Annotated in this window: 12 protein-coding genes; 8 read left to right on the top strand and 4 right to left on the bottom strand. The window is 69.4% G+C overall.

Features of this window, described 5'->3' with window-relative positions; translation table 11 throughout:
• Positions 1-22 precede the first annotated feature (22 nt).
• Complete coding sequence (thrS, locus tag J2853_RS19460; protein ID WP_307559921.1) at positions 23-1,996, top strand: threonine--tRNA ligase; 1,974 nt, start codon at positions 23-25, stop codon at positions 1,994-1,996.
• Positions 1,997-2,222: 226 nt separating this feature from the next.
• Here thrS and J2853_RS19455 read toward each other — a convergent pair whose 3' ends face one another.
• Positions 2,223-2,768 (bottom strand): Asp23/Gls24 family envelope stress response protein, encoded by a 546-nt coding sequence (locus J2853_RS19455; protein ID WP_307559919.1) that lies wholly within the window; start codon positions 2,766-2,768, stop codon positions 2,223-2,225.
• A 175-nt stretch (positions 2,769-2,943) separates the two neighbouring features.
• Here J2853_RS19455 and J2853_RS19450 point away from each other — a divergent pair, with 175 nt between their 5' ends.
• On the top strand, positions 2,944-3,492 hold the full coding sequence (locus tag J2853_RS19450) for an HIT family protein (protein ID WP_307559917.1): 549 nt from the start codon (positions 2,944-2,946) through the stop codon (positions 3,490-3,492).
• Here J2853_RS19450 and J2853_RS19445 read toward each other — a convergent pair.
• From J2853_RS19445 to J2853_RS19435, 3 genes are all read right to left on the bottom strand, one after another.
• Positions 3,438-5,630 carry an alkaline phosphatase family protein gene (locus J2853_RS19445; RefSeq protein WP_307559915.1) on the bottom strand — a complete coding sequence of 731 codons (2,193 nt, stop codon included), beginning with the start codon at positions 5,628-5,630 and terminating at the stop codon, positions 3,438-3,440. The genes J2853_RS19450 and J2853_RS19445 overlap by 55 nt on opposite strands.
• Before the next feature lie 84 nt (positions 5,631-5,714).
• Positions 5,715-7,277: a glycoside hydrolase family 10-like protein gene (locus J2853_RS19440; RefSeq protein ID WP_307559913.1), complete on the bottom strand. Its 1,563-nt coding sequence runs from the start codon at positions 7,275-7,277 to the stop codon at positions 5,715-5,717.
• 260 nt (positions 7,278-7,537) lie between these two features.
• The gene (locus tag J2853_RS19435) at positions 7,538-9,670 is read right to left on the bottom strand and encodes an elongation factor G-like protein EF-G2 (protein ID WP_307559911.1); all 2,133 of its coding nucleotides are present in this window, start codon (positions 9,668-9,670) and stop codon (positions 7,538-7,540) included.
• A gap of 300 nt (positions 9,671-9,970) precedes the next feature.
• Here J2853_RS19435 and pgsA point away from each other — a divergent pair, with 300 nt between their 5' ends.
• The 6 genes from pgsA (at position 9,971) to pdxS (ending at position 15,550) form a co-directional block, all read left to right on the top strand.
• On the top strand, positions 9,971-10,588 hold the full coding sequence (gene pgsA / locus J2853_RS19430) for a phosphatidylinositol phosphate synthase (RefSeq protein ID WP_307559909.1): 618 nt from the start codon (positions 9,971-9,973) through the stop codon (positions 10,586-10,588).
• Positions 10,589-10,599: 11 nt separating this feature from the next.
• The gene (locus J2853_RS19425; protein WP_307559907.1) at positions 10,600-11,541 is read left to right on the top strand and encodes a phosphatidylinositol mannoside acyltransferase; all 942 of its coding nucleotides are present in this window, start codon (positions 10,600-10,602) and stop codon (positions 11,539-11,541) included.
• Positions 11,542-11,724: 183 nt separating this feature from the next.
• Positions 11,725-12,855 carry a glycosyltransferase family 4 protein gene (locus J2853_RS19420; RefSeq protein WP_307559905.1) on the top strand — a complete coding sequence of 377 codons (1,131 nt, stop codon included), beginning with the start codon at positions 11,725-11,727 and terminating at the stop codon, positions 12,853-12,855.
• The gene (locus J2853_RS19415; protein ID WP_307559903.1) at positions 12,852-13,391 is read left to right on the top strand and encodes a hypothetical protein; all 540 of its coding nucleotides are present in this window, start codon (positions 12,852-12,854) and stop codon (positions 13,389-13,391) included. Before J2853_RS19420 ends, J2853_RS19415 begins: the two co-directional genes overlap by 4 nt.
• A gap of 120 nt (positions 13,392-13,511) precedes the next feature.
• Entirely contained in the window at positions 13,512-14,483 is a 972-nt protein-coding gene (locus tag J2853_RS19410) for a DUF3048 domain-containing protein (protein ID WP_307559901.1), read from the top strand.
• A gap of 152 nt (positions 14,484-14,635) precedes the next feature.
• Positions 14,636-15,550 carry a pyridoxal 5'-phosphate synthase lyase subunit PdxS gene (pdxS, locus tag J2853_RS19405; RefSeq protein ID WP_307559898.1) on the top strand — a complete coding sequence of 305 codons (915 nt, stop codon included), beginning with the start codon at positions 14,636-14,638 and terminating at the stop codon, positions 15,548-15,550.
• Positions 15,551-15,674 lie beyond the last annotated feature (124 nt).

The raw sequence follows: 15,674 nt of genomic DNA, 5'->3' as shown, positions 1-15,674 counted from the left end.
CGATGTTTTTCAGGGAGCACCAGTGTCCGCCGTGCCAGAACTTCGTATCACCCTCGCCGGAGCCGAGCGTGTGGTGGCGGGGGGCACGACGTACGGCGACGCGCTCGAGGCCGACGGCCGCTCCGTGATCGCCGCCCGTGCCAACGGCGAGTTGAAGGACCTCGCGGCGGCCGTGTCCGAGGGCGACGTGATCGAGCCGGTCACGGTGGACAGCGCCGACGGCAGGGCCATCGTGCGCCACTCCACCGCCCACGTCATGGCCCAGGCCGTTCAGGAGATCTTCCCCGAGGCCAGGCTGGGCATCGGCCCGCCGGTCGAGAACGGCTTCTACTACGACTTCGACGTCAAGAGCCCGTTCACCCCCGATGATCTCAAGCGCGTCGAGAAGCGCATGCGCGAGATCGTCAAGCAGGGGCAGCTCTTCTCCCGCCGTGCCGTCTCCGACGACGACGCGCGTGAGGAGCTCGCCGCGGAGCCGTACAAGCTGGAGCTGATCGGTCTCAAGGGCGGCGCCGGCTCGGACGACGGGGCCGACGTCGAGGTGGGCGGCGCGGAGCTGACCATCTACGACAACCTCGACCCGAAGACCGGCGAGCGGTGCTGGAAGGACCTGTGCCGCGGCCCGCACGTGCCGACCACCCGGTCCATCCCGGCGTTCAAGCTGATGCGCTCGGGCGGCGCCTACTGGCGGGGCAGCGAGAAGAACCCGCAGCTCCAGCGGATCTACGGCACCGCCTGGGAGTCGCGCGAGAAGCAGGACGAATACCTCCACCTGCTGGAGGAGGCCGAGAAGCGCGACCACCGCAAGCTGGGCGCCGAGCTCGACCTGTTCTCCTTCCCCGACGAGCTGGGCTCGGGCCTGCCGGTCTTCCACCCCAAGGGCGGCGTGATCCGCCGCGTGATGGAGGACTACTCGCGCAAGCGGCACGAGGAGGCGGGTTACTCCTTCGTCAACACCCCGCACATCACCAAGGACAATCTCTACAAGACCTCCGGCCACCTGGAGTGGTACGCCGACGGCATGTTCCCGCCCATGGAGCTGGAAGGCGCCAAGTACTACCTCAAGCCGATGAACTGCCCGATGCACAACCTGGTCTTCGGGGCTCGCGGGCGCTCCTACCGTGAGCTGCCGCTGCGGTTGTTCGAGTTCGGCACCGTGTACCGCTACGAGAAGTCCGGGGTCATCCACGGCCTCACCCGCGTGCGCGGCATGACGCAGGACGACGCCCACATCTACTGCACCCGCGAGCAGATGCGCGACGAGCTGAAGTCGCTGCTGCGCTTCGTGCTCGAACTGCTGCGCGACTACGGCCTCGACGACTTCTACCTGGAGCTGTCGACCAAGGACCCGGTCAAGTTCGTCGGCACCGACGAAGACTGGGAGGAGGCGACCGAGACCCTGCGCGAGGTCGCCGAGTCGGAGAACCTGCAGCTGGTCCTCGACCCGGGCGGCGCGGCGTTCTACGGGCCGAAGATCTCCGTCCAGGCCCGCGACGCGATCGGCCGCTCGTGGCAGATGTCGACCATCCAGCTCGACTTCAACCTGCCGCAGCGCTTCAACCTGGAATACCAGTCGGCCGACGGTTCCCGTCAGCAGCCCATCATGATCCACCGGGCGTTGTTCGGCTCGATCGAGCGGTTCTTCGGCGTCCTGGTCGAGCACTACGCGGGGGCGTTCCCTCCGTGGCTCGCCCCGGTGCAGGTCGTCGGCATCCCGATCGCCGAGGCCCACGCGCCCTACCTGCACGACCTGGCCAAGAAGGCGCGCGAGCGGGGTATCCGGATCGAGGTGGACGCCTCGGACGACCGGATGCAGAAGAAGATCCGTAACGCGCAGAAGTCGAAGGTGCCGTACATGCTCCTGGCCGGAGACGAGGACATCGCCAACGGCGCGGTCTCCTTCCGCTTCCGCAACGGCGAGCAGCGGAACGGCGTCCCGATCGACGACGCCATCAACGAGATCGCCGACGCGATCGAGCGGCGCGTCCAGGTCTGACCGGCGTCGCCGCGGGACCCGTCCCACCCGTCACGAACGGCCCGCGTCTCCCGGAGGCGCGGGCCGTTCGTTTTCCATCCTTTGGGCTCCTTCGGGAGAAGGGGTTCCCTTTGTTGTTTTCGGCAAGCTCGGCGCGGTGGACAGGGCCGCGGCCTCGTCCGTGATCACGCTTTCTGAGACGCGCGGCCCGCGCCGACACCGGTCGAACGCGGGCCGCACGGAGAGATCAGGACTCTTCGGGGCCGTCGGCGGGGGCCGTGGGAACGACCTCGCCGGGCAGGCGCACGTCGTCCACGTTGACGTTGACCTCGACGACCCGCATGCCCAGCATCCGGCTGACCGTGCGGGCCACGTTGGTCTTGACCTCGTTGGCCACCTCCATGACCACGTGCCCGTACTCCGCCACGATCGTCACGTCCACCGCGACCGTGCGGTCCTGGACGTGGGCGCTCACACCCTGGTTGCCGCGCTTGCTGCCGACACCCATGCGTTCGCGGACCGACTCCAGCGTCCGGGCGAAGTCTCCTCCCAGGTCGGCGACGCCCGCCACCTCCAGCGTGGCGAGGGCCGCGACCTTCTCCACGACCTCGTCGGCGACCTTGATCCGGCCCTTGACCACGGCGGAGGACAGCGGCTCGGCGACGGACGGCGCCGGCAGCTCCGACAGATCGGACGGGGTGGAAAGGCCCAGGGAATACGGACGGGCGGTGCCGCTCGTCTCGGAGGGAGAGTCGGTCTCCTCGGTGAGATCCTCAACGGAGACGTCGGTCATGGGGTGCTCCTCAGGTGTTCGGTGGTCACGCTCGCTGGGATTCTGCCGGAAATCTGCCGCATTTGTCCGCCAATGCGGAATGCGGCGCATCCGAACCCTCCCGGTCGCCCCTCACGCGGCGTCCAGCCGGGAGGTGCCAGACCGGACGAATCCGCGTGGCAATATGCTGATCGCCATGAGCGAAGAGCCGCAGGAGCAGCACGGGGCAGGGACGCCGGACGCGTTCGAAAGGCTCTGGACTCCTCATCGGATGGCTTACATCAAGGGAGCCAACAAGCCCACCGGCTCCGGTCCCGAAGACGGCTGCCCGTTCTGCGAGATCCCCAAGATGAGCGACGAGGACGGCCTGATCATCGCCCGGGGCGACTCGGTCTTCGCGCTGCTCAACCTCTACCCGTACAACTCGGGCCACCTGATGGTCTGCCCCTACCGGCACGTGCCGGACTACGCGGACCTGGACGTGGCGGAGACCGCCGAACTCGGCGACTTCACCAAGCGGGCGCTGACCGCCCTGCGCAAGGCGAGCGGCGCGCAGGGCTTCAACGTGGGCATGAACCTCGGCGCCGCGGCGGGCGCGGGGATCGCCGCCCACCTGCACCAGCACGTGGTGCCCCGCTGGGGCGGGGACACCAACTTCATGCCCGTGGTCGGTCACACCAGGGTGCTGCCTCAGTTGCTCCGTGAGACCAGGGAACTGCTCGCCGAGTCCTGGCCCCCCTCGTAAGGCGCCTCCCCCTCGGGAACACCGGCGCCCGTGCGGTGCGGCGTGCCGTCGTCCGGAGCCCGGAGGCCGGCCTCGTCGGGCGCCGGGCCGTCGTTCAGGGCCCTGATGCCCACCGACAGCGTCAGCGGCACCCCGAGCGCCAGCGCCATGGACAGCACGGCCGCGCCGGAGTCGTTGACCAGCATGCCGACCACCCCGCTGATCAGGGTGCCGATCAAGCCGGCCTTCAGCGCGGGGGAGTGGGTGAACGCGGCGGGGAGGATCCCGGCGCTGGCGGCCTCGGGCCGCAGCAGCGCGTAGATCAGGAAGGCGAACGCGGCGATCACGATCGGCATCAGGTTGGGGCTGAGCAGCGTGCTCAGCATCGCGCCGAGCTTGCGGAGGATCACATCCAGCGCCTCGCCGGTGAACACCTGGCCGACGAATCGGCCCAGGTGCGTCTGGGAGGCCGGCGGGCGCATGTAGTCGAGATAGGCGATGGTCATCACGGTGACCCCGCCCGCCACGCAGAACGCGCCCAGCTTGACGAGCGAGACCCGCTGTCCTCCGATCAGCAACGCGGTCACCGCGATGCCGGGCACGAACGCGATCACGCCGCCGAAGTCGCTGCCCACGCCCGGCCAGCCGCCCAGGATCATCGCCGCGCACCCCAGCACGACCACCGCGGCGACCGCCGCGCGTCCGCGGTCCAGGCGGGTCAGCCGGTGCGCGATCGTGGCCGCCAGCAGCAGCACCGAGGTGGCGAAGAGCGCGAACGGGATGTTGCCCAGGCCGTAGTAGCGGGCGCCGACCACGGCGGTGTAACCCATCACGCTGTTGAGCTGCAGGGTCGTCCCGGTCAGCAGGTCACCGCCGAGCACCGCCGCCGTCACCCCCGTCACGACGGTCAGCGGCCCGAGCGGGCTGCGCCGCCAGGGACCCGCCAGCGCCGCCGCGGCCAGCAGGAGCGCGAACCCCGCGATCCCGCCGACCAGGGCGAGCATCGGCGTCCCCGTGTGGTGCCAGGGGGTGAGGTTGACCAGATACGTCGCCACGGGCAAGGACGCGAGCGCCACCGCTGCCACGCGGACCCCGGGCAGGCCGCGCCTGCGGCGCAGCAACAGGAACGCGACGACGTAGAAGGCGACCTGGAGCACGGCGACGGCGGTGAAGAAGATCCCGCCCATCTCTCTGATCATCTGGCCGGCCACGTCGGCGTTCTTCAGCTCGACCCGCGCCGCCTCGGTGCCGCCGGTACGGCTCTCGCCCGCCTGCCAGGGCACCCCGATCACGGTCGCCGGCACCGGGACGCCGGTCATCGAGAGCATCGTGGCGGTGATGTCCGGCAGGATCGTGATGTCCTCGCGGTGGGTGGAGGCCGCGCCCAGGAAACGGCCGGAGACGTCTCCGTGGCGCATCATGGCCACCCGCAGGTGTGGCGTGCCCCCGTGGTCGGACAGGCCCGCCAGCAGCACACCGGCGTCCTCGGGCAGCACGCTCAGCAGAGCCCCCACCTTGGCGTCGGCCAGCCGCAGCGCCGTCGTCCGCTGCCGCGGGGTGAGCTGTTCCTCGGCGGCGGGGAGCCGCCCGGCGGCCACGTAGGGCCTGATCAGGTCATCCACGTCCGCGGCGATCACCCGGCACCGGGTGAGCAGGCCGGCGTCGAGCTGCGCGGGGGAGGAGGCGTAGACGTCGACCTTGCCCGTCCGGTCGGCCAGGGCCAGCGCCGCCCCCGGGCCGATCGCCAGCGTGCACTGCCCGGCGGCGTGTACGGCCTCGCCGAGCGTCCCGGCGCCCTTCTGCCCGGCGACCTCGTGCAGGTATCCGTAGCCGGGGATGACCGCGCCGGTCGGGCCGGGATCGGGCGCCGGCGAGAGCCCGCAGCCGTAGCCGACCGCGGACCTCGTCCCCGCCGACACCGTCAGCCACGCGTCGTAGGGACACGTCACCCGGCCCACCGTGCGGACGGACAGCGAGCCCGCGGCGCTCTGCCCGGCCAGCCGCCACAGGTTCGGGGTGATCCCGGGGCTGAGGTCGCTCCATTGCAGGCCGGGGACCCCGATCAGCACCACCCGTTCGTCCGTCTGCGCGGCGGCCTGCGCGGCTCCCGGCCATAACGCGCTCAAGATCAACGCAAACGCGACAAGCGTCCGCCTCACGAGTGACCTCCCCAGGCCTTTGTGCAAATGCTGGCACCGTAGGGGAGAACGGGGTCACCGGTCCAGCCGACCCGTGGATCGAGATCAGGTCAGGGCGGCGCCCGTGGGAGCGCTCTCGTTGTCCAGGCGGTCCAGGGCGGTGACGAGGTAGGCGCCGCCCGCCGCGGCGGCGAAGGACTGCCGCCCGCCGTTCGCCGCCGGCACGACCGCGACCAGGTTGCGGGCGTCGGCGGTGGCGCACTTTCCCGGCTTGCCGGAGGGGACCCGGTAGATCGCGTAGGAGCGGGCGTTCGCGGAGGTCTTCCAGGTGAGGTTCTTGCCCTGGAGCCTCACCTCCGCGGGCGCGGCGGGGGCCTGAGTGCCGAGGTCCTTTATCAGGGGCAGCAGCGCCGGGCGGGAGTAGCCGCTCTTGACGACCCGATCCAGCGCGCCGAGCGGGTTGGTGAGGAGCTGCTTGGCGCTGAAGTAGACGTCGCCCTGAACCTCCTTGTACTTACGGTTCACCGCCAGGTGCGCGGACAGCTCTCCGGGGTCGCTCCAGGCGCCGCCGGTGCCGACCTGGTAGAGGGCCTGGCCGATGTAGAGGCCCACCCCGGTGCCCCTGACCTCCTTCGCCCACCACGGCGTCAGCACGTTGTAGTCGGCGACCTTGAACCCGCGCGGCCAGTAGAGCTGCGGGATGACGTAGTCGACCGTGCCCTGGCGGATCCAGTGGCGGGAGTCGGCGTAGATGGAGTCGTAGGCGGACATCCCGGCGGTCGCCGAGCCGGTGGGGTCGTTGGACTTGTTGCGCCAGATCCCGAACGGGCTGATGCCGAACTTCACGTACTTCTTGGTGTCGTGCACGGCCTTGTCGACCTGCGCGACCAGCTTGTTGACGTTGGAGCGGCGCCAGTCGGCCAGCTTCGTGCCCTTGCCGTACTTCTTGAAGGCGGCGTTGTCGGCGAACGTCGAGCCGCTGACCGGATAGGGGTAGAAGTAGTCGTCGAAGTGGACCCCGTCCACGTCGTAGCGGCTCACGACGTCCTTGACGACCGTGGTGACGTGGTTGCGGACCTGGGGCAGGCCGGGGTTGTAGTAGGACTGGCCCCCGTACTTGACGATCCAGTCGGGGTGCAGCCGTGCCGGGTGGTTCGCCGGGAGTTTGCCCAGGTTGGTGCCGTAGGAGGCGCGGTAGGGGTTGAACCAGGCGTGGAACTCCAGCCCGCGCTTGTGGGCCTCCGCGACCAGGAAGGCCAGCGGGTCCCAGCCGGGGTTCTTGCCGGCCGTGCCGCTCAGATACTGGGACCAGGGCTCCAGCGACGACGCGTAGAAGGCGTCGGAGGCCGGACGGACCTGCACGAACACCGCGTTGAACCGGCGCTTGACCGCGCTGTCGAGAATCTTGAGGTATTCCGCCTGCTGCCTGGCGACCGGCAGGCCGGCCCGTGAGGGCCAGTCGATGTTCTGCGTGGTGGCGATCCAGACACCGCGCAGCTGCCGCTTGGGATACCTCGCGTCGACCGGGCACGCCGCCGCGGCGGAGACCCCGCCCTTCGCGTCGGCGGTGGGCGCCGCGGCGGCCGCGGCGCCCACCGGTTCGGCGTCCGGGCCGAAGGTGTAGGCGGCGCCCGCGGTGACGACGGCAAGGGTGGCAGCGGCAAGCAAAGGGCGTCCTGTTCGCATAGTTCATCAGTTTGGCACCAGGACCGAGATGGTTTGGCCGGAAAAACGAAACGAGTTTGTGATGCTACCGTTATGTAAGTACATCTCTGGGAGGCGTGCGCCGGATGGTGCGACGCCTCCCAGACCCCTCTCCCCGAATCGCGCGCCCCTCGCGGCGCCTCCCCGTGAACGGCGCGTCGGGCCATCTCACGGGCGGCGCGCCTTCCGGGCCTCTCCCGACCTGGGGTGCGTCCGGCCCCGGGTCAGCCGGCGACCTTGTCCATCAGATGTGACGGGAGCGGCTCGTAACGCAGGAAGGCGCGGTGGAACGTCCCGGTGCCGTGTGACATCGACCTCAGGTCGATGGAGTAGCGGGTGATCTCCAGTTCGGGCACCTCGGCCCGGACCAGCGTGCGCCCGACGCCGACCGGTTCGGTGCCGAGGACCCGGCCCCTGCGGGAGGACAGGTCGGACATCACCGAGCCGACGTGGTCGTCGGCCACCAGTACGGACACCTCGTCCACCGGTTCGAGCAACAGCATCGGCACCTTGGCCGCCGCCTCCTTGAGCGCGAGCGCCCCGGCGATCTGGAAGGCCATGTCGGAGGAGTCGACCGAGTGCGCCTTGCCGTCGTACAGCGTCACCCGGACGTCCACCATGGGATATCCGGCCAGCACCCCGCGCTGCATCTGGGTGCGCACCCCCTTCTCCACCGAGGGGATGAACTGGCGCGGAACCACACCGCCGACGATCTTGTCCACGAACTCGAAGCCGCCGCCCGAGGGCAGGGGCTCGATCTCCAGATGGCAGACGGCGAACTGGCCGTGGCCGCCGGTCTGCTTGACGTTGCGGCCCAGGGCCTGGCAACTGCCGCCGAAGGTCTCCCTGAGCGGCACCCGGAGGTCGATCTTCTCCACCTCCACGCCGTGCCGCTTGCTCAGCCGATCGAGCAGCACGTCGGCGTGGGCCTCGCCCATGCACCACAGCACGAGTTGCCGGGTCTCGGGGTTGTTCTCCAGACGGAGCGTCGGGTCCTCGGCCACCAGTCGCTGCAGCGCCTGTCCGAGTTTGTCGTCGTCGGCCTTGGACTTGGGCTGGATCGCCACCGGCAGCAGCGGTTCGGGCATCGTCCAGGAGGTCATCAGCAGCGGCCGCTCCTTGTCCGACAGGGTGTCGCCGGTCTCCGCCCGCGACAGCTTGGCCACCGCGACGATGTCGCCGGCCATGCATTTGGCGGCCGTCCGCTGCAGCTTGCCCAGCGGTGAGGAGAGCGCGCCGATGCGCTCGTCCACGTCGTGGTCCTCGTGGCCGCGGTCGGCCAGGCCGTGCCCCGAGACGTGCACGGTCAGGTCCGGGCGCAGCGTCCCCGAGAACACGCGGACCAGGCTGATCCGGCCCACGTAGGGGTCGCTGGTGGTCTTGACGATCTCGGCCACGAGCGGTCCGTCGGGGTCGCAGGCGATGGCCGGGACCGGAGTGCCGTCAAGTGAGGTGATCTCCGGCATCGGGTGCTCGAGCGGGGAGGGGAAACCCTGGGTGATGAGTTCCAGGACCTCCAGTGCGCCCACGCCCGTCCCGGCGGCGAGCACCGGATGGAAACCTCCGCGTGCGACCGCCTTCTCCAGGTCGTCGATGAGGACCTTGGTGCCGATCTCCTCGCCGGAGAGGTAACGGTCCATCAGGGACTCGTCCTCGCTCTCCTGGATGATGCTCTCGATCAGGGCGTCGCGATACTCCTCAAGCCGGTCCTTGTACATGGGCCCGGGGGCGTTCTCGGTCCTGCTGCCGGTCGCGTAGTTGTAGAACTTCTGGCTCAGCAGCCCGATCAGGCCGTTCACCCGGCCGTTGGTCACCACGGGGAGGTACAGCGGCGCCACGCCGTCGCCGAAGGCGTCCTGGCAGGCGATGAGGACCTCCTCGAAGTTGGCCCTCTGGTGGTCGATCTTGGTGATCACGACGGTGCGGGGCATCCCCACCGCCGCGCACTCCTCCCACAGCATCTTGGTCAGGCCGTCCACGCCCTCGGACGCCGAGACCACGAACAGCGCCGCGTCGGCCGCGCGCAGTCCGGCGCGCAGATCGCCGACGAAGTCGGCGTAGCCGGGGGTGTCCAACAGATTGATCTTGACGTCGTTGTAGATCATCGGAGCGACGGTCAGGTTCACCGAGCGCTGCTGTCGCACCTCGACCTCGTCGAAGTCGCTGACCGTCGTGCCGTCCTCGACCCGGCCGGTCCGCTGGATGGTTCGCGTCGCGGCCAGCAGCGCCTCGACGAGAGTTGTCTTTCCGGCACCGGAAGGGCCGACCAGCACGACATTACGCACCATGTCCGGCCGGTCGACCGCAGGTGCCCTCCCCGCGGCTCCCGCTGTTCCGCCGGTTGCTCTCTCTGCCACATCGCCTCCCGCGTCATTGCCGAAGGAGCGCGGCCAGTGGGGCCACACCCCCGGATCCGCTGTCGCGTCCATACCCCGCATGGACGCGGTGTGTTCACCAAATACCCATGTGGCGAATATCACAAGAGGGTTGAGTGCATCCTCTTGCGATCCTATGACTCGCCCGCTAGATGTTCCGGCCGCTTTTCGCGCCCCCACCGGGCTTCGGGCCGCCTCCGAGACGCCTTCTTTCGTACGGGGCTCGCCGCTCTCCGGCCTCGATACACGCTCACAGGCCAGGTGGCCTACGATCAGAGCGCGATGCTGAAACTTCTACGCCCCGCCGTCACCCGAATCTTGACCCCCCTGGGCAGGGCACTCGCCCGCCGGGGGATCAGCCCCAACGTGGTCACCGCGGTCGGCACGATCGGCACGGTCGCCGCGGCGCTGTTCTTCTATCCCCGTGGCGAGCTGTTCCTCGGCACGCTGGTGATCACGTTCTTCGTGCTGGCGGATCTCCTCGACGGGGTCATGGCCAGGATGACCGGCTCGGGAAGCCTCTGGGGCGCCTTCCTCGACTCCACCCTCGACCGGGTGGGCGACGCCGGGATCTTCTCGGGACTGGTGTTCTGGTTCATCGTGAGCGACCAGTTGGTGCTGGCGGGGGTCGCGCTGTTCTGCCTCGTCGCCGGGGCCGTGGTGTCCTACATCAAGGCGAGGGCCGAAGGGCTGGGCATGACGTGCAACGTCGGCCTCGCCGAACGGCCCGAGCGCCTGGTCGTGGGGCTGGTCTCCGCCGGTCTCGGCGGTCTCGGCCTGCCGTACATCCTGGCCGTGGGACTCTGGCTGCTCGCGCTCGCCAGCGCGATCACGGTCGGCCAGCGCCTTTGGAACGTCCACCGGCAGGCAGTCTCCTCACCCCCCCACACCCTCCGCTGATCAGGAGAGCGATGACCGACAAGCCGTCTGCACTGGATCGACTCGTCGCCGCGGGGTTCAGCGTCGGCTGGGCCGTCGTGCCCCGCCTCCCCGAGCGTCTCACCGGCTGGGCCTTCCGCGTGGCCGCCGACCGGCTGTGGAAGCGCCGCGGCGGGTCGGTGCTCCGGCTGGAGGCCAACCTCGCCAGGGTCAAGGGGACGGCGCCCGGCGATCCGGCGATCCGGAGGCTCAGCCGAGACGGCATGCGCTCCTACTTCCGCTACTTCCACGAGGTGTTCCGGCTGCCCTCGATGTCCACCGACGAGATCGTCTCCCGTATGCACGTCGTCGGTGACGGGCCGATCTACGACAACCTCGCGAAGGGCCGCGGCGTGGTCCTCGCCCTGCCGCACATGGGCAACTGGGATCAGGCGGGCGCCTGGTTCGCCGGGACGGGCCACCCGTTCACCACCGTCGCCGAGCGGCTCAAGCCCGAGTCGCTGTTCCACCGCTACACCGCCTTCCGCGAGGGGCTGGGCATGGAGGTGCTGCCGCTCACCGGCGGTGACGGCCATGTCTTCGCCACCCTGGCCTCGCGTCTGCGGGCCGGTCGTACGGTCGCCCTGCCCGCCGAGCGGGATCTGACCGCCAACGGGGTCGAGGTCCAGTTCTTCGGCTCGGCCACGCGCATGCCCGCCGGCCCCGGCCTGCTCGCCGTGCACACCGGCGCCGCGCTGATCCCGGCGATCCTCTATTTCAAGGGGAAGGACTGGGGACTGCAGTTCCACGAGGAGATCGCGGTTCCCGGCGAGGGCACGCGAAAGGAGAAGGTGGCCGTCGTCATGCAGAGCCTGGCCACCGTCTTCGAGAAGGGGATCACGGAGCACCCCGAGGACTGGCACATGCTTCAGCGGCTCTGGCTGGAGGATCTGGAGCCGAGAGCGGCGAAAGAGCCCGGAGCGGTGGGGGAGTAATGAGGCGCGACCGAGTTCGACGCAGTGAGTGGAGTGGAGAGCGTGGCGAAGCAAGCTCTCCGCGAAGCGAACGAGGAGCGGTGGGGGAGTAATGAGGCGCGACCGAGTTCGACGCAGTGAGTGGAGTGGAGAGCGTGGCGAAGCAAGCTCTCCGCGAAGCGAACGAGGAGCGATGAGGGAGTAATGAGGATCGGCATCGTCTGCCCGTACACATGGGATGTGCCGGGTGGCGTTCAGGTGCACATCCGCGACCTCGCCGAGGCGCTCATGGAGGACGGCCACCACGTCTCGGTGATCGCCCCAGCCGCTGAGAACGCGTCGCTGCCTCCCTACGTGACCTCGGCGGGCCGGGCGGTCCCCGTGCCCTTCAACGGGTCGGTGGCCAGGCTGTCGTTCGGGTTCCTGTCGGCCAACCGGGTGCGCCGCTGGGTGCGCGAGGGCGGTTTCGACGTGCTTCACGTGCACGAGCCCGCGATTCCCTCGCTGGGCCTGCTCGCCTGCTGGGTGGCGCGGGGGCCGATCGTGGCCACCTTCCACGCCTCCTACACCAACTCCCGCTCGCTCTCGGTCACGGCGTCGGTCCTCATGAGCGCCCTGGAGAAGATCACGGGCCGGATAGCCGTGTCCGACGCGGCCAGGAAGACGCTGGTCGAGTTCATGGGCGGTGACGCCGTGCTCATTCCCAACGGGGTGACGGTCGGCCGTTACGCCGAGGGCGAGCCCCTGCCCGGCTGGGACGAGGGTGAGGTGATCGGCTTCCTCGGCCGGATGGACGAGCCGCGCAAGGGCCTGCCCGTGCTGCTGGAGGCGTTCGCCCTGCTGGCCGCCGAGAGGCCGGAGCTGCGCCTGCTCATCGCCGGGCCCGGCGACGCCAAGGAGGTGCTGGAGAGGGTCCCGGCGGCCTTCCACGACCGGGTCGGCCTGCTCGGCCTGGTCAGCGAGGAGGACAAGGTGCGCGCCTACCACACGGTGGACGTCTTCTGCGCGCCCAACCTGGGAGGGGAGAGCTTCGGCATCGTGCTCACCGAGGCGATGTCGGCCGGCGCCGCGATCCTGGCCAGCGACATCCCGGCCTTCCGCAAGGTGCTCGGCGACGGCCAGGCGGGGGCGCTGTTCGAGACCGGTGACGCCGCCTCGCTCGCCCGCGAGGCCGCCGCGTTGCTCGACGACCCCGCGCGCCGGGCCAAGCTGTCGGACGAGGCGCGTCACGCGGTCTGGAAGTACGACTGGTCCACGGTCGCCCGCGACGTCCTCCGCGTCTACGAGACGGTGGCGGCGAGCACGACCGGAGTCGAGGAGGACGACACCCCGTGACGACCACGTTGATCCTGGTGGTGGGCGTGATCGTGGTGCTCACGGCCGTCTACGTCTCCTGGCGGGCGGGCCGGCTGGACCGGCTGCACATCCGGCTGGAGCTGGCCCGCGAGTCCCTGGACGCCGCCCTGGTGCGGCGGACCGCCGTCTCCCTGGAGCTGGCCGCCTCCCGGCTTCTGGACCCGGCGACGAGCCTGGTGCTGGCCGCGGCGGCTCATGAGGCCCGCACCGCGGGGCCGGAGGAGCGCGAGCACGCGGAGAGTGATCTGTCGCGCACGCTGCGGGCCGTGGTCGACCAGGAGAGCTTCCACGATCGGCTGGCCGACACCCCCACGGGTCCCGAGCTGCTGGAGGAACTCGGCGCCGCGGTGGCCAAGGTGCTCTACTCGCGACGTTTCTACAACAATGCGGTGGGTGTGACCCGCACCGCCCAGCGCCGCTGGCTGGCCCGTACGCTGCGGTTGGCCGGTCACACCGAGTATCCGGATTTCTTTGAAATAGACGATGCGCCCCCGGAGGCCTTGGCTGCGGAATAAGGCATCTATAAAGCGCGGTATCTGACAAGTCGGACACGGGTAAGCTCTTGCCATTTCGTGGCTGACTTGAGGAGATGAGCCGTGCGGGTGCATCGGATGATCGCCATTACGCTTGCGGGAGTGGCGGTTCTGGCGCCTGCTGCTGCCTGCTCTTCCGCCGAGTCGCCCGCGGCGGGTCAGGTCGCTCAGGCGGCCACGGCGCCCCCCGCGACTCCCACTCCCGAGCCGACCCAGCCGTTCACCGGGCTCCCCGGTGAGGCCCGGAAGCCCGTGCTGGTGGCGAAGATCGAGAACACCTCGGCGGGCAAGCCGCAGCTCGGTCTCAAGAGCGCCGACATCGTCTACGTCGAGCAGGTCGAGGCGGGCCTGACCCGGCTGATGGCGGTCTTCTCCTCGAAGCTTCCCCCCAAGATCGGTCCGGTCCGCAGCGCCCGGATCTCCGACCTGCACCTCGTGCCGCAGTTCGGCACCCCCGCCTTCGCCTACTCGGGCGCGCAGACCAAGATGCTTCCCTTCATCGCGGAGGCGCCGCTGATCGACGTCTCCGACAGCCGGGCGCCGGGTGCCTACTTCCGCCAGCCGGGGCGTTACGCGCCCTACAACCTGTTCGCCAACACCAAGCAGTTGCTGGCCGCGGCGCCCAAGGCGAGCAAGGCGAAGGACATCGGCTTCACCTTCGGCGACGCCCCCGAGGGCGGTGTGCCCAAGAAGACGTTCAGCGTGAAGTATCCGGGGGCGCGCTTCACCTTCGGCTGGTCGGAGGACACGGGCAAGTGGTTGATCTGGCAGGACGGGCAGAAGGACATGGCGGCCGAGGGCGGCCAGCTCGGCGCGCCCACGATCGTCGTGCAGTACGTCAAAACCGTGCGCTCGGAGTTCCACGACCTGAACCAGAGCTACACGCCCCTGATGGAGACCACCGGCAAGGGCAAGGCGGTCGTGCTCCGCGACGGCCAGGCGTTCAAGGCCGAATGGTCGCGTAAGACGGAGAAGGACGGCACCGTCTTCACCACCGAGACCGGAGAGCCGATGAACTTCTCTCCGGGCCAGGTCTGGATGGTCCTGGCCGCTCCCAAGCCCGTCATCCCCTGACGGCGCAAGCCGTACATCCTGTCCAAGAAGATCGCCCAAGCGTGACAAGACGGTGTAGGGGGGCGGCCTGATCAGCGCCTAACATGGAGGTGTGGTGGCCGTTCCCCGCGGGCGGCCCGTGATTCGCAACCAGCCGTCGTGAGGTAGAGACCGTGTCCAGCAGTACGCCTGAAGTCACCGAGACCACCGTCACCGGCACCGCCCGGGTCAAGCGCGGTATGGCGGAGATGCTCAAGGGCGGCGTCATCATGGACGTCGTCAACGCCGAGCAGGCCAAGATCGCCGAGGACGCCGGTGCCGTCGCCGTCATGGCCCTTGAGCGCGTTCCCGCCGACATCCGCGCCCAGGGCGGCGTCTCCCGGATGAGCGACCCCGACATGATCGACGGCATCATCGCCGCCGTCTCGATCCCCGTCATGGCGAAGGCCCGCATCGGTCACTTCGTCGAGGCGCAGGTGCTCCAGTCGCTCGGCGTCGACTACATCGACGAGTCCGAGGTGCTGACCCCGGCCGACTTCGCCAACCACATCGACAAGTGGCAGTTCACGGTGCCCTTCGTCTGCGGCGCGACCGGCCTGGGCGAGGCGCTGCGCCGCATCACCGAGGGCGCGGCGATGATCCGCTCCAAGGGTGAGGCCGGCACCGGTGACGTCTCCAACGCCACCACCCACATGCGCAAGATCAGGGGCGAGATCAAGCGCCTCTCCTCGCTGCCCGAGGACGAGCTGTACGTCGCGGCCAAGGAGCTGCAGGCGCCGTACGAGCTGGTCGCCGAGGTCGCCAGGACCGGCAAGCTGCCCGTCGTGCTGTTCACCGCGGGCGGCATCGCCACCCCGGCCGACGCCGCGATGATGATGCAGCTCGGCGCCGAGGGTGTTTTTGTCGGTTCGGGCATCTTCAAATCCGGAAATCCGGCCCAGCGCGCCGCCGCGGTTGTCAAGGCCACCACGTTCTATGATGATCCCGACGTTATCGCCAAGGTCTCCCGTGGTCTCGGCGAGGCCATGGTGGGCATCAACGTCGCCGACATCCCGGTCCCGCACCGCCTTGCCGACCGCGGCTGGTAGAGAGTTTCGAAGAAGGCGGCATCCGTGAAGGATGTCGCCTTTTTCCTGACTGGAGAAGTTCACTCTCCGGTCATGATCCTCCGCAAAGCTGACGGGCGTTCGTACCCGATCACTTTGGGAGGCC

Origin of the sequence: Streptosporangium lutulentum, assembly GCF_030811455.1 — a bacterium.
GTDB classification, from domain to species: Bacteria; Actinomycetota; Actinomycetes; order Streptosporangiales; family Streptosporangiaceae; genus Streptosporangium; species Streptosporangium lutulentum.
The sequence above is the reverse complement of the archived record's forward strand: the minus strand, read 5'-3'. Positions and strand labels throughout refer to the sequence as shown.

Coding starts and splice junctions, on each gene's coding strand:
- J2853_RS19450 (WP_307559917.1), top strand. CDS start 2,944: ATGAGCGAAGAGCCGCAGGAGCAGCACGGGGCAGGGACGCCGGACGCG.
- J2853_RS19425 (WP_307559907.1), top strand. CDS start 10,600: ATGACCGACAAGCCGTCTGCACTGGATCGACTCGTCGCCGCGGGGTTC.
- pgsA (WP_307559909.1), top strand. CDS start 9,971: ATGCTGAAACTTCTACGCCCCGCCGTCACCCGAATCTTGACCCCCCTG.
- J2853_RS19455 (WP_307559919.1), bottom strand. CDS start 2,768: ATGACCGACGTCTCCGTTGAGGATCTCACCGAGGAGACCGACTCTCCC.
- J2853_RS19420 (WP_307559905.1), top strand. CDS start 11,725: ATGAGGATCGGCATCGTCTGCCCGTACACATGGGATGTGCCGGGTGGC.